We start from the raw sequence: 14,308 nt of genomic DNA, 5'->3' as shown, positions 1-14,308 counted from the left end.
TTATTTAGCGTTTCTTCTACTTTTCACCATCGCACCAGTAACCTCTGATTTGTTGTTGCCCCAGCTGTTATAGACAAAAGTCAATACGCTGGCAATTTCATTGTCTGTTAAGGTTTGTTTGGTCATCACACTGTTATACTTTGTTCCGTTTACAGTAATCTCACCAGACTTTCCGTGCAATACAATATCGATTGACCTGTTAACATCTGCATTCAAATAATCTGATTTGGCCAACGGAGGGAAGATGGTCGGAATACCTTGACCTTCTGGTTGATGGCAAGCAAAACAGGTTTGTTGATAGACGGTTTTACCAAGGTTAAGCCTTTCTGCCAACGACAATTCTTGAGGAGCTTCTTCCTTGGCGGTAGCCGTAGATGGCATTGTCTGGATTCCACTACCTTCAGGTAAATAAATACCTTCCATTTGTGTTCCAGAATACACCTTCTCATCCTCTTCGCCTGAAACTTTTAGCATACCTAAAGCTCCTTTGTTGAATGCTCTGAAAATTGAGTGATCAACCAAAACGAGTGTACCAGGTACATCCACTTTAAATTCGACCATGGCAGCACCACCGGCTGGAATTAAAGTGGTCTGGACATTTTTGTTGATCAAAGCACCACCTTCAACAGCTACTTTGTCGAAAATTTCACCAATCACATGGAAAGAAGATACGAGGTTAGGACCTCCATTTCCTACAAAGAGCCTTACAGTTTCACCCACATTTGCAGTCAGTGCATTGTCGCCAGTAAGTCCATTTACTTTTCCGTTGAAAACCACATAATCCGCATCTTCATTTACTGCTTTTTGCATATCGAAGGCTTGCAAGCCACGCTCACCGTTGGCGCCTTTTGTATAGAAGTCGCCTTGCATTACATAATACTCTTTATCTACAGGAGGTAAACCACCTTCTGGCTCCACTAAGATTAGACCATACATTCCGTTTGCAATATGCATTCCCACAGGCGCTGTAGCACAGTGGTAAACATATAAACCCGGGTTTAAGGTTTTAAAAGAGAATGTTTTTTCGTGACCTGGGGCAACGAAAGAAGATTCTGCTCCGCCACCAGGGCCAGTTACGGCATGCAAATCAATGTTGTGAGGCAATTTGTTGTCTGGGTGGTTTGATAAGGTAAATTCAACCTCATCACCAACACGGGTTCTAATGAAGCTTCCTGGTACTGAACCACCGAATGTCCAGTATATGTATTTAACTCCATCGGTCATTGTGCCTTCTTGTTCAAGGATTTCCATATTCACAATTAGCTTTTTCGCTTTTCTATCGCCAATTGGCACTGGGACATGAGGTGGCGAGGTAAGGTCTGCAATGACTTGGCCTGTTACCAGCATGTCTTTGGAGTTTGTCGTTTTTTGCTTGTCATCTGAACAAGAAGAAAGGACCGCAAAAAAAACAGCCAATATCATGGCCTTTTTGATGTGTATAAAAGAGTGGTTAGTGGTGTTTTTCATAACGCTGAATTTAACGGTATAGAATTGACATATTTATTTATATAAAAGTAAAACACATACCTGTTCTACTATATGATTTAGGTCATGTTTTAGGGTGATTTATACCATATGATAGTGATGTAATTAACTGACTTTTAGGTGTATAAATTCAATTTTTACTTAAGTTAAGTAAGAAATGATATTTCTGCAATTATTGGCCAATCTCTGTATTTTTGAAAAGCGTAGGTGTGATGTCCAACATCACCCATGCCCAATTGTTCGCATTACTGTCAGAATTACCTTTTAAAATCTCCATACCATCAGAAGCGAAAAGTTGTGAGTAGCCCAATTTCAAGGATATGCTTTTTTGTACCGCATGAGAGAACACCAAGTCAACTTCGTTGCCCAATTGCTTTTTACTGCTACCTGCTATATCTGAAGCTGCTGAGAAATTATGTAGGGTAATTGATAGGCTGCTTTTTGTGTTCAATTTGGTGGTATTGGTAAGGTAAATATCGGTCAAGCCTGCGTTGGGGTAATGGTTGCCCACATAGAAATAGTCCATAAAGCCATTGAACTTATGGTTGGTGCCATACAGTGGGTTGAAGGCTTTGTTCTTTTGGTTATTCGGCACTCCATTATCATTGCCACTAATCAACTCACCTCCAAGTACTGTACTCCATGTGTCTGATAGTTTATAGTTTGCAGATAATGCCATTAAATAAGCACTTAAGCTAAGGTCTGCAGCGTCTTTTCCTCCTTGATAAAAGAGATTTGATGATAGCCCGAGTTTGTCTTTTTTGTAATTGGAGTGTAGTCCAATGGTTTGGCTGTATCGTACTTCGTTGTTTTGGCTGTTCGCGTTATCAATGTATTGTAAACCATTGTTCAGCATCAAAAAACTTGTTGAAAAATTAGACCAATCCTTGTGAAGCCAGAGGTACTGAAAGGTTTTGTAACTGCCTAAAATGTTATAGTCGTTTCCTGTGAGTTGCTCATTTACTTGATTGTACGCCAAGCCAACATCGAGTTTGAAACCCTCATTTTGCCATTTCAATTGCAAGGCATCATGGCTTCTTCCTTGGGTGGCCCAATCCACATTGCCAAAAATCCGGCTGTCGTCATATATAATTTCTTGACGACCAGCCTTAATCGCAAATGTTTCGGTCAAATGGATCTTTGCCCAAGCCTGATAAATCATGAGGCCATTTCTATCCGAGGTGTTTAATTGCGGAACATCGCCCCAAACGCTGATGTTTTGAAAGCTCAGTAATACATCGAGTTTTTCAGTCTTATAATCAACGTTCAAGCGGGTTCGCTGCCCAATAAATGCTGCTGGGTCTGTATTGTTTGGAAATAACGTTTTGTAACCGTGTCGGTATTCAAATCGACTTCTCAGCTGCGCGTCTACACTGATCTGTGCATGGAGGTTTGAAAAATAGAGTAAAAAAAACACTACGGATATTCCTTTCAGTATTCTCATGACATTTTGGTTTTATTGTCTGAGACAAAAGTTGGAGGAAAAGTCAATGTACACTATGATTTATATCAGCTGACGAGATGATATAGAAGGGTAGAATTAAGATGATTTTGAATTTATTCGAATTATAGGCTTGTTCCTTAATATTTCTTTTTCACCCCACTAATCGCAGGTTCATTCCATGGGTCATCGGGCCAAACGTGTTTTGGGTAACGCCTTTTGAGTTCTTTCTTCACTTCAAAATAAGCATCAGACCAAAAGCTTTTTAAATCGGAAGTGATTTGAACCGGCTTAAAACCAGGGGAGAGCAAGTGCAGCAAAATGGATTGTTTGCCTTCATTCACTTTTGGTGTTTCGGCCAAACCAAATACTTCCTGAATGCGAACGGCCAATACAGGTGGCTCAGCATTGTCGCGGTACATTAATTTGACTTTAGAGCCACTGGGTACGTTTATGTGCGTTGGAGCGTGTTTGTCTAAACTTTGCTGTTGTTCAAAAGTAAGGCTGTGTTGCAACACTTCCTTTAGGTTGATTTTCTTTAAATCTTCAGGTCTTTTTACATTGGTCAAGTACGGACTCAGCCATTCAGCATTGGTTTGTAAAAGACTCGATGTGCTCACCTCTGGCCATTGCTCTTGCGGATTCCACTTCCTCAAACTCAGAATTCTGTTTTGCCATTGCTGAACATCTTCGTTAAAATCTAGAAGTTGTTCACCTTCTTTTTTTAAGGCTTCGGAAATGGCAGCCAGCCTATGACTTTCGTCTGGCGAGGGCAGGGGCTTGCTTTGCAATACAATGCTGCCAATGCGTAAGTCTTTGGTGGCAATCAGTCCACCTTCACTGGTATCCCAAGTAATGACTTCCGTTTCTTTTACCAAAGGTGCCAAATCACGTGGATTCAAAGGCGAAGCCATAAAGATTTTCCCCATGCCTTCACGGGCATCAATATGGCAAATGGCCAACCAAGGCTCATCAGCCAAATCCTCACGGTGGCCTGCCATGGCATAGCGTCCGTTGGAAAGCTGGAATTGGGCATTGTTGCCAGGGCGTGCAAAAGCAATTCTTTCGGGGTAAGCGCGGGTAATGAGCACGCCTGTTTCAAAAGGATCAACACTGCTATTGTCAGATTCAATATTGAAAAGACTCCGATACTGCTCAGCAATTTTTTCAATCCGGCCCATTTTCCGATTGTCTCGATTTTCACGCCTGTGGACTCTGAGCGCCTCAATTCTGGTGTTGATGTCAATGCCTGCCTCTCGACCCAGCGGATCCCTTTCTTCTAATAAAGCCGCAATGTCAGTCGCTAACTCCAGTTGATCATCTTCTTCGGCCATCAGTAGCATGTGCGCAATTCGGGGATGGCAGGGTAGGCGAAGCATCTTCTTGCCATGCGCTGTGATTCTGCCGTTTTCCAAAGCTTCTAACTGATGCAATAAATCGGTGGCTTGAGCCAAAGGGCCTTTCGGAGGAGGAGTGAGCCATGTCATTTGCTGCACATCCGTTATGCCCCATTGCGACATGTCGAGCACCAAAGAGGCCAAGTCAGCCTCAAGAATTTCGGGGGTAATGTGCTCTGTTAATCGCTGTTGGGTTACCGTAGACCACATGCGATAACAGACCCCTGGGCTTAATCGCCCAGCCCTTCCTGCCCGTTGATCGGCTGAATCTCTTGAAATACGAACAGTTTCTAATCGAGACAAGCCAGAATTAGGGTCGAATTTAGAAGTGCGCCCAAAGCCGCTATCGACCACTACTTTGATGCCTTGAATGGTCAAGCTGGTTTCGGCAATGGAGGTAGCCAACACCACTTTTCTATTTCCATTTCTGTCGGGTAGAATGGCTGCGGCTTGTTGCCTTTGGGGTAGCGAACCGTAGAGCATATGGATAGAGAATCCTTGTAATTCTCTCCTTAAAATTTCGTTGGCGGTGTGAATTTCCCGCTGGCCGGGCAAGAAAACCAGAATGTCGCCTTCATTGGTTTTTGCTGCTTTGATTACGGTTCTGGAACAGAGTTCGGCCATTGAAAATTCATCAATGTCGTTTTCGTAAAGCACTTCAACAGGGTATTGCTTGCCTTTACTGACAATGGCAGGCGCTTTCAATAGCGAAGTTAATTGCGGCATGTTCAGCGTAGCCGACATGATCATAATCCTCAGATCGCTGCGCAAAACTTGTTGGGCTTCTCGGCAAAGCGCCAAGGCGACATCGGCATGGATACTGCGTTCGTGAAATTCATCGAAAATGACCAAGCCCACATTCTCCAAAGCATTATCACTTTGAATCATCCTGGTGAGAATTCCTTCTGTAAGTACTTCTATTTTGGTGTTTTCAGAAGTTCTGTTTTCAAATCGAATCCGAAAACCGACTGTTTGGCCAACAGGCTCTTCCAAAAAGTGAGAGAGGCGTTCAGCAATGGTTCTGGCGGCCAGTCTTCTTGGTTCTAGCATCAATATCTTCTTTCCTTCTAGCCAAGGCTCGTTTATTAAGGCGAGGGGAAGCAGTGTGCTTTTCCCAGCTCCTGGAGGGGCGTTTACGATCAGCGTATTTCCTTGGCTCAGGTGCAGGCGAACATCTTCAATGATTTCGGTAACGGGAAGCTGAACGGAATGCGGATTGAAAGACAAAGTCGGTTTTGTTTGGAAGTAATATGAGTAGGCAAAATTAAGCTGGTTTTGCTTAGCTTGAAACCGTTTAGGGTAAAAGCTTTGAATGACATCAGCGGTAGCGATAATTGATGAAAATTATCCTAAATTCACACCGTAAACAAATTGATAATTATACCATGAAAAAGCCAATTTTATCACTGCTCACATTTTTTATTGTTTCCTCGCTATGCATTACGAGTTGCCAAACTCCCTATGAGATTACTCAGGATGAGGTAACAAGAGTTGTCACCACCTTGGCTTCCGATGATATGGGAGGGCGAATGATATTTACTCCTGGTATTGAAAAAGCCTCTCAATTTATTCAGGGAGAATTTGAGAAAGCAGGTTTAGAGTATTTAGAAGGAATGACCAGCTACGATCAGCAGTTTGATATTTACTCGATTGCGCCAGAAAGCTTGTCTGCTTCCTTAAATGGGAAAGCTGTTGATGTAGCAGACTTGATAGCCATCTCCAATTCTGAAGGATTTGATTGGACAGATGTTGCCGACTTGACAGTGACAACTATTGGTGCGGATGATAATTTTCAAAGCGCGTATAACGAAATCAGAAGAGGAACGGGTAAGAACTTGGTGTTGGTGAATTCAGCCCACAAGGATTTATTCGCAAGATATAAAGGCTTTTCGTCACGTGGTAGTAGGGTGGTTGAATTAGACCCAGACAATGCTACGGTGATGGTAATCTCTGATTTGAAAACAGTAACGTCTATTGATATCGAAGTTCAAAATGCGGTAACTGCTCAAAGTCTTTCTAACGTAACAGGTAAGATTTCAGGTAATAGAGCCAACGAAATTGTTCTTTTTGGAGCGCATTATGATCACTTAGGTGTTCGCGAAGGAATGGAAGGCGATAACCTTTTCAACGGAGCAAATGACGATGCTTCTGGAACTACAGCGGTAATTGAATTGGCAAAATACTTTGCAGCATCGGGCAAGAAGCCAGAAAGAACCATCGTTTTTGTGGCCTTTACGGCTGAAGAAAGTGGCGGATACGGTTCAAGACATTTCTCTGAACAATTGAATCCAGATGAAATTGTAGCCATGTTCAATATTGAAATGATTGGAAAAGGAGCGAAAGAAGGACCAAACACCGCTTGGATTACTGGTTTTGAAAAGTCTAGCTTTGGCAAGTTATTGCAAGATGCGGTGGAAGGAACGGAATATACTTTCTACCCAGATCCTTACCCAACTCAGAACTTATTCTACAGATCTGACAATGCTACATTGGCGAGATTGGGCGTTCCTGCGCACTCTATCAGTACTACGCAAATCGATATTGATCAGGATTACCACAAAGCTACGGATGAAGTAAGCACATTGGATATGGCGCATATGACCAACACCATTAAGGCGATTGCTAAAGCTGCAGAAGGAATGATCTCTGGTGCACAAACACCAACACGAGTTGATCCAAGTGGTTTAAGATAAGCCGAAAGGAAATTCATAAAAAAGGCTCATTCGCAATTTTGGATGAGCCTTTTTTGGTTCTATACGCCTGAAAGTGTTCTTCACCAAGTACAGAACTATCGGTTGGAAACCGATTTGTAGTTCCTACTCGATACAATCGAGTAGGAGCTGGGTGCTTGCCTGCCTAGCGTCAAGCAGGCCTTTGGCGATTCCTATTCTGTTGTGCACTTAACGCGAATTAGAAGCATGTCTGTCTCATGCCATCTTTTTGTGGAGGTACTTCCGTTTGGCCAGTAAGAATCTGTGTCTCATATCATCGTAAATCAGTCCAGTTAATAGAATCAAGGCCGCAATGATGAGCACGTTCAGATGAATTTCCATATAGAGAAAGCCTCCAAAGATTCCCCCTAAAAAGAAAAAGGTGATGATGTAAATCCTCAATTTAATGGTGGAGACAACGCCTTTTCGTTTAACTGTTTTTTTGAGAAAAAGCAGCTGGGACAATTCGATGCCTAAATCGGTGAAAAGCCCTGTCAGGTGAGTGGTTCTTACCACGGCATTCGAAATTTTTGTCACGAATGAGTTCTGCACCCCCATAGCAAAAAGTAGCAGGCAGGCTATTGTATTTGGCGACTCCAATACTGATAAGTCATTGAATAAAACAACCAGCAGTAAAATTGCGGATTCAAGTAATGTAGGTAAAATGAAAATGTTGAGTTTCTTGGTCTTCATGGCCCATTCAATCAACAAGCTTGAAGTAAAAGAACCGAAGAGGAAGGAAACTGTATAAAGAAAGTAGGCGAGGCCTTTCCAGTATTCAAACTCAAGTATATCGTTGATGAAAAGCGCAAAGTGCCCTGTTACATTGGTGGTGAGCTGGTGTATGGCTAGAAAGCCAGCTAGGTTTACAATTCCAGCCACAAAGGAAAGTACGATCGCAATCCGTAAGTTATTCTTAAACGTTCTTCTTTTTCCTTGATGTCTAAACATAGGATTGAAACGGACTTAATGTAACCAGTACTTATTTCTATATACGCCTCGCTATTTATAAATTAGGGATTGGGATAATGAAGTTTAATAAAAAATATTAAGCCTTTCTTTCGAAATCCTTATAGAGTAAACTAGGCTGAATGCCTTGGTTGTTCTGGTACTTGCCTTCTTTGTACATGTCGTAATCTCCTTCAATGGTATGGTAGAAAATTTGACAAATTTCTACACCCGCATAGATTCTGATGGGCTGCACACAGAAAATTTCCAGGGTCCAGAAACCGTTGAAGCCTACATCGCCAAAGCCAGCAGTAACGTGTATAAACAAACCTAAGCGCCCGATAGAGGAGCGACCTTCCAGCATGGGTACAAACTTAGAAGTCTCAGTGTGCTCCACCGTACGGCCCAAGTAAAGCTTGTTAGTTTCTAAGAGTAATCCTTCTTCAGGAATGGTCAACTTTTCCGTTGGGTTCGGCTGCTTCATGTCCAATTCGGTATTCGAATAGGTGAGTAGCTCCTGATGCAACTTTAGGTTATAGCTATTTGGGTTGAGCTGAGATGGATTGAAAGGTTCAATATTGATGCCTTTGCCCATTTCTCTTTGAATTTCCCTTCCTGAAAGAATCATATGATTAGTCTATGGTAAAAGAGGTTTCTCCTCCTTTTTCGTCTTTTAATTGAATGCCCACATTTTTGAGGTCATCTCTAATTTTATCTGAAAGTGCATAGTCTTTAGAAAACTTTGCCTCTTTTCTTAAGTTGATCAAAACCTCCATTGCACCTTCTAAAACATTGTTTTGAGCCGCGTTTTCGGTTTCAGAAACCAAACCTAGCACATCGTTAATAATGGCCTTGAACTTCGTAGTCGCAAAGTCAAAAGCTGCTGCATCAATCTCTGCCAGTTCCGAAGGGTTTTGGTAGTAGGTGTTGACTTTAGAACTGATTTCAAACAAAGAAGCAATTGCTTTTGCTGAATTGAAGTCATCGCTCAAGTTTTGCATGGCTTGGTCGATAAAGCCTTTCAGCTCTTCCGATTTTTCTTGAGAAACCTTTCCGGTTCCAGCTGCCGGCAGTTTATCGATAAGTTGAACGCTGGCCATCAAACGTTTAAAACCTTTCTCTGCCGCTTGCAAGGCTTCGTTACTGAAGTCTAGCGTGCTTGCATAATGACTTTGTAGCATAAAGAAACGCACCGTCATAGGGCTATAACCACGTTCCAAAAGCTTGTGATTTCCTGTGACCAATTCTTCTGGAGTAAAACCATTGCCTTCGCTTTTGGCCATTTTACGACCATTCACCGTAAGCATATTGGCATGAATCCAATAATTGGCGCCTCCAGCATGGTGACAACCTTTGTTTTGGGCAATCTCGGCTTCGTGGTGAGGGAATTTCAAATCCATTCCTCCTCCGTGAATATCGAAGGACTGACCCAAGTATTTTGTACTCATGGCAGAGCATTCCAAATGCCAGCCAGGGAAACCTTCGCTCCAAGGTGATGGCCAGTGCATTAAGTGTCCCGCTTCGGCCTTTTTCCATAAAGCGAAATCCAATGGATCGGCTTTTTGATCTTGGCCTGCCAAGGTACGCGTGTTCGAAAGCATGTCGTCTACGTTTCTGCCCGAAAGCTCTCCGTACTGATGTGCTTCGTTGTATTTTCTTACATTGAAATAGACTGAACCATCTTTTTCATAGGCAAATCCATTTTCAATGATCTTCCTAATAAATTCAATTTGCTCTATTAAGTGGCCGGTGGCCGTAGGTTCAATTGAAGGCGCTTGAATATTGAAAAGCTGCATTACATCATGGAAGCCGTTGGTGTATTTCTGCACCACTTCCATCGGTTCAATTTCTTCTAAACGTGCTTTTTTAGCGATTTTATCTTCTCCTTCATCGGCATCGCCTACAAGGTGACCCACATCGGTGATGTTACGCACATAACGCACCTTAAAACCTAAAAACTTGAGGTACCTGAAAACAATATCGAAAGAAAGGAAGGTGCGAACATTACCCAAATGAACATCGCTATACACGGTGGGTCCACAGACATACATGCCCACACGGCTTTCTACAAGGGGTTTAAAAACCTCTTTTTGTTTGGTGAGAGAGTTGTATACTGAAATTGGGTATTGTTCAATCAGGCTCATTTAAGCTTGTCGTTCACGTAAGTTAAAAATTCTCTTCTGGTTTCTTCTTCCTTGAATTTACCACTGTATTCCACAGTAACCGTAGATGAAGATTGATCTGATACGCCTCTAGAACTTACACACATGTGCTCGGCATCAATATAAACAGCAACATCCTCGGTGTTCAAAGCGCGCTTCATCTCGTCAAGAATTTGCAAAGCCAAACGCTCTTGTACTTGTGGTCTTCTTGAGTAGTAATCCACAATTCTATTGATTTTAGAAAGGCCAATTACGTTTCCGTTGGGAATGTAGGCCACGTGGGCTTTACCAACAATAGGCAGAAAGTGATGCTCACAGTTAGAGTAAAGTGTGATGTTTTTTTCAACAAGCATTTCGCTGTATTCATACTTGTTTTGAAAAGTAGAAAGTGAAGGTTTATTTTCTGGCTTTAAGCCTTTGAAAAGCTCTTTTACGTATAGCTTGGCTACTCGTTTTGGCGTGCCGCTCAAACTATCGTCAGTTAAGTCTAAGCCCAAAGTGTGCATGATTTTTTCGAAGTGGCCCTGAATAATGGCGATTTTCTCTTCGTCTGATAAGTCAAAAGCGCCTTCGCGCATCGGTGTTTCAAGAGAGGACATCATGTGGTCATCACCCATCTCTTCAATTTGCTTCAACAAATCCTCTGAACTTTTACCGTTTTTATTTTTCATTAACTGGTTACCTAAAACAATGAATCGTTTATACTGCCCGTAAGCAGAAAAGTTGTGCAAAAGTACAATTAATTGACTGGCTTTTGAAACGGGATTTCAAAAATGATTAATGCCCAATACAGCCCATAAACATGGTATTGCCCCATGTAGTTCAAAAGCAGTTTACAATCGCTTTCAGATTACTGTTTTGGTCTGAAAACCGGCATTACTTCGGGCTTGGTTTCAATAAAGGGTCCACCAATTATATCGATACAATAAGGAATGGCAGGGAACACGGCATCGAGACATTCTCTGATGGACTTAGGCTTTCCAGGTAAATTCACCACCAATGATTTCCCTCTGATGCCTGCCGTTTGCCTTGATAAAATGGCTGTGGGTACAAATTTTAAGCTTTCTTGTCGCATTAGCTCTCCAAAGCCGGGCATCATTTTATGGCAGACCGACTCGGTGGCTTCTGGGGTTACATCGCGTAGGGCAGGGCCTGTTCCGCCTGTGGTGACAATTAAACAACAGCCCTCTTTATCGACCATTTGTTTGATGGTACTCTCTATTAAATGCTGCTCATCTGGAATAACATGGTATACAGGTTCCCACTTTGAAACAAGGTATTCATTGAGGGTTTCAATAATGGCAGGGCCAGAAAGATCTTCGTAAGTTCCTTTACTTGCGCGATCCGATACTGTGATTATTCCTATTTTAACTTCCATGCTCCTTGTTTTGATGCAAATAAGTCAGGTTGAAAGAAGAATCCAATGCTTTAATGCGAAGTATTCGTTCTACCTTTGCAATTGCAAAAAATAAAAGACACAGTGACTACATTTTCCGATCTCGGCATATCTAAAGATTTAACCAAAGGCTTAAGCGAAATGAATATTACTGAACCTTCTGAGGTTCAATCGCTTTCCATTCCAATTCTCCTTCAGCAGAACACCGATTTTATCGGCCAGGCACAAACTGGAACGGGTAAAACTGCAGCTTTTGGCTTGCCTTTGCTTCAGAAAATTGACACAAAGAAAGAAGCTATCCAAGGTTTGATTTTAGCACCAACGCGTGAATTGTGTCAACAAATCGCGAAACAACTCTTCAAATTCACCAAGTACACCGATAAGATTTTTATTGAAGCGGTTTATGGTGGTGCTGATATACAAGTTCAAATTCAGCGTTTGAAAAGGCCTACTCATATCGTTGTGGCGACTCCTGGTCGTTTAATGGATTTGATCAAAAGGGAAGTCATCGATATTTCTCAGGTGAAATATGTGGTCATGGACGAAGCCGATGAAATGTTAAGCATGGGCTTTAAGCCAGATATGTACAGTATTTTGGATTTTGTGCCTGCCGAACGTACGATTTGGTTATTCTCAGCGACCATGCCTGATGGCATTAGAGAGATCATTTCGAAATTCTTAAGACCTAATGCCCAGAAAATTGAGGTAGGCAGAAGTGCTGGCGTCAATGCGAACATCAGCCACGAATATGTGGTTTGTCACTCCAAAGATAAGGTGCAGGAAATCAATCATTTCTTATCGTATCACAAAGATGAACGCGGAATGATTTTCTGCCAGACTAAAAACGCAGCAAGGATTCTTACCAAGCAGTTATTGGCCAAGAATATTGCTGTCGATGTAATTGAAGGCGATATGGGACAACGCGACCGTGATAAGGTAATGCGTATGTTTAAAAGCCAGAAAATTGAGCTTTTAGTAGCTACCGATATTGCAGCCCGTGGTATTGATGTGAAAGGCTTAAGCTTTGTATTGCATTATCAACTGCCACAACAAATTGAATATTACACCCACCGTAGCGGAAGAACTGGCCGTGCCGGATTAAAAGGAACTTCAATCTTGTTTATTTCTGAAAAAGAGAAATCTAAGATTTACGAAATTGAAAAGGAACTGAAAATCAAAATCAAGGAGCTGAGCTAGTTCATTCTGCCATTAACTTTCTTAAAACACTGAAATCCTGAGTTTCTGACTTCAAGCCAGTCGCCATTACCTCATGGTAGTTGTTTTCAAATTGAACATTAATTATGTAAGTTTCTGCGCTGTGCAGTTGGCTGGCAATCCCGTGATAGATGTAAGCAGCGATTTGGTCATGTGATATTTGGAAGCTGTTAAAATATCCAGCGCTAAACAAACAAACTCTGATTGTATTAATCGGCTTTAGGTTTAAGCCGCTTGGGCTTTTGTCTAATGTGAAATTTTTGTTGTAGTTCATTACCGCACGAACGATGTTTTCCGCGGTGTCTTCAATGGCGTTCAGAAAATCGTTGGGTGTGCTGTACAAATCCGCTAGGGGAGGCACCACATAAATCATAGCATAATTAGCGTCTATTTGGTAAGGACGCAAATGATCTTTGAATACATCCACGAAAACAGTTCCGTCAAAATCGATGCAAGCCGTATCTACCGGTGGTTTTTGAATAAGTGCAAACTGTACCCCAAAATCACTATCAAAGTCATCGATATGGGTAGTCTCTTTGCCTTCAGCAAGGCGATGAAGGGTCTTATGGATTTTTTGATAAGGATGTTTTCCTACAAAATTTTGCTGCACACTGAGAATACCATAGAAGGCGCCAGTCATTCCTTCTTGACCCATTTCAAATAAGGAGCCTGTGTAAGAAGTGCCAGCATTTACGGAGCCCATGACCACTTCGGGTTGAAGCGGAGGCGTTTCGTAGAAAACTGCACAGAAATTGGAGTGCTTTGGGTTGAGTAATTCTGCCGTGATGTGGGTTCCAGGAAATTTATTGATGATCATGGTTCAGAAAGCTAGATATGGTTGATGATTGGTCTTTACAAACTACGAAAAATATTCGAAGAATCGATAGGGATATATTCCTGTCTACATTGTAATTCCTCCATTATGATGACACGCTCATTTTTTATACTTTCATGAAAAAAAGAGAATGAAAAACTTATTTGTGCTACTCATCATTGGCTTAATTTCAAGCTGTACACCAGAAGCCACTTACCCTGTGGGGCAAATTAAAACCGATAAGGGCGATATTCTGATATGGCTTTATGATGAAACCCCAAACCATAAAGAAGCTTTTATTGAGTTGGCCGAAGAAGGGTATTGGAACGACTATACTTTTAACCGTGTCATCGAAAACTTTGTGGCACAAGGTGGCTGCCCCGATACGCCCGAAGGATTTGCTTATTCCACCCACCTTTTGGAACCTGAGTTTGATCCCATTGCGAAGCATGTTTATGGTGCTTTTGGTGCGGGAAGAGATGGTAATCCTGGTAAAATTTCGGCTACCTGCCAGTTCTATATCGTTCAGAATGAGAAAGGCTTGCCGCGCTTAGACGGAGATTACACCATTTACGGGCAAGTGTTTAAGGGAATGGATGTCGTAGACCAAATCGTTAAGGTGGAAAAGGACTCTACCAATGCACCTTTAGTTCCTATCAAGTTGGATGTTAGCGTTGTGCAAATGACAGCCGCTCAAATTGAGACAGAGGGATATACCGTGCCGACTAAAGGCCAGTAA

12 protein-coding genes are annotated in these 14,308 nt (G+C 42.0%); 3 read left to right on the top strand and 9 right to left on the bottom strand.

Annotated features, from left to right (window positions below; translation table 11 throughout):
- From nirK to hrpB, 3 genes are all read right to left on the bottom strand, one after another.
- Complete coding sequence (gene nirK, locus VOI17_RS05665; protein WP_323756272.1) at nt 1-1,467, bottom strand: copper-containing nitrite reductase; 1,467 nt, start codon at nt 1,465-1,467, stop codon at nt 1-3.
- A 190-nt stretch (nt 1,468-1,657) separates the two neighbouring features.
- On the bottom strand, nt 1,658-2,929 hold the full coding sequence (locus VOI17_RS05660; protein WP_323756271.1) for an alginate export family protein: 1,272 nt from the start codon (nt 2,927-2,929) through the stop codon (nt 1,658-1,660).
- Nucleotides 2,930-3,066: 137 nt separating this feature from the next.
- The gene (gene hrpB, locus VOI17_RS05655; RefSeq protein WP_323756270.1) at nt 3,067-5,550 is read right to left on the bottom strand and encodes an ATP-dependent helicase HrpB; all 2,484 of its coding nucleotides are present in this window, start codon (nt 5,548-5,550) and stop codon (nt 3,067-3,069) included.
- A 158-nt stretch (nt 5,551-5,708) separates the two neighbouring features.
- Here hrpB and VOI17_RS05650 point away from each other — a divergent pair, with 158 nt between their 5' ends.
- Entirely contained in the window at nt 5,709-7,016 is a 1,308-nt protein-coding gene (locus VOI17_RS05650) for a M28 family metallopeptidase (RefSeq protein ID WP_323756269.1), read from the top strand.
- Between the two features lie 234 nt (nt 7,017-7,250).
- Here VOI17_RS05650 and VOI17_RS05645 read toward each other — a convergent pair whose 3' ends face one another.
- The 5 genes from VOI17_RS05645 to mog form a co-directional block, all read right to left on the bottom strand.
- Nucleotides 7,251-7,985 (bottom strand): YoaK family protein, encoded by a 735-nt coding sequence (locus tag VOI17_RS05645; RefSeq protein WP_323756268.1) that lies wholly within the window; start codon nt 7,983-7,985, stop codon nt 7,251-7,253.
- Nucleotides 7,986-8,082: 97 nt separating this feature from the next.
- Complete coding sequence (dcd, locus tag VOI17_RS05640) at nt 8,083-8,610, bottom strand: dCTP deaminase (RefSeq protein ID WP_068417952.1); 528 nt, start codon at nt 8,608-8,610, stop codon at nt 8,083-8,085.
- Nucleotides 8,611-8,614: 4 nt separating this feature from the next.
- Nucleotides 8,615-10,126, bottom strand: coding sequence for a cysteine--tRNA ligase (gene cysS, locus VOI17_RS05635; RefSeq protein WP_323756267.1), 1,512 nt, complete (start codon nt 10,124-10,126; stop codon nt 8,615-8,617).
- Nucleotides 10,123-10,815, bottom strand: coding sequence for a GTP cyclohydrolase I FolE (gene folE / locus VOI17_RS05630; protein WP_323756266.1), 693 nt, complete (start codon nt 10,813-10,815; stop codon nt 10,123-10,125). Before folE ends, cysS begins: the two co-directional genes overlap by 4 nt.
- A gap of 179 nt (nt 10,816-10,994) precedes the next feature.
- Nucleotides 10,995-11,522: a molybdopterin adenylyltransferase gene (gene mog / locus VOI17_RS05625; RefSeq protein WP_323756265.1), complete on the bottom strand. Its 528-nt coding sequence runs from the start codon at nt 11,520-11,522 to the stop codon at nt 10,995-10,997.
- A gap of 81 nt (nt 11,523-11,603) precedes the next feature.
- Between mog and VOI17_RS05620 the strand changes: the two genes are divergently transcribed.
- The gene (locus VOI17_RS05620) at nt 11,604-12,737 is read left to right on the top strand and encodes a DEAD/DEAH box helicase (RefSeq protein WP_323756264.1); all 1,134 of its coding nucleotides are present in this window, start codon (nt 11,604-11,606) and stop codon (nt 12,735-12,737) included.
- Nucleotide 12,738: 1 nt separating this feature from the next.
- On the opposite strand, the gene VOI17_RS05615 is transcribed toward VOI17_RS05620, so the two are convergent.
- Complete coding sequence (locus tag VOI17_RS05615; RefSeq protein ID WP_323756263.1) at nt 12,739-13,572, bottom strand: hypothetical protein; 834 nt, start codon at nt 13,570-13,572, stop codon at nt 12,739-12,741.
- Nucleotides 13,573-13,720: 148 nt separating this feature from the next.
- Here VOI17_RS05615 and VOI17_RS05610 point away from each other — a divergent pair, with 148 nt between their 5' ends.
- Nucleotides 13,721-14,308: a peptidylprolyl isomerase gene (locus VOI17_RS05610; RefSeq protein ID WP_323756262.1), complete on the top strand. Its 588-nt coding sequence runs from the start codon at nt 13,721-13,723 to the stop codon at nt 14,306-14,308.

It is taken from the genome of Roseivirga sp., from assembly GCF_034669765.1.
In the GTDB taxonomy this organism is placed as follows: Bacteria; Bacteroidota; Bacteroidia; order Cytophagales; family Cyclobacteriaceae; genus Roseivirga.
The sequence above is the reverse complement of the archived record's forward strand: the minus strand, read 5'-3'. Positions and strand labels throughout refer to the sequence as shown.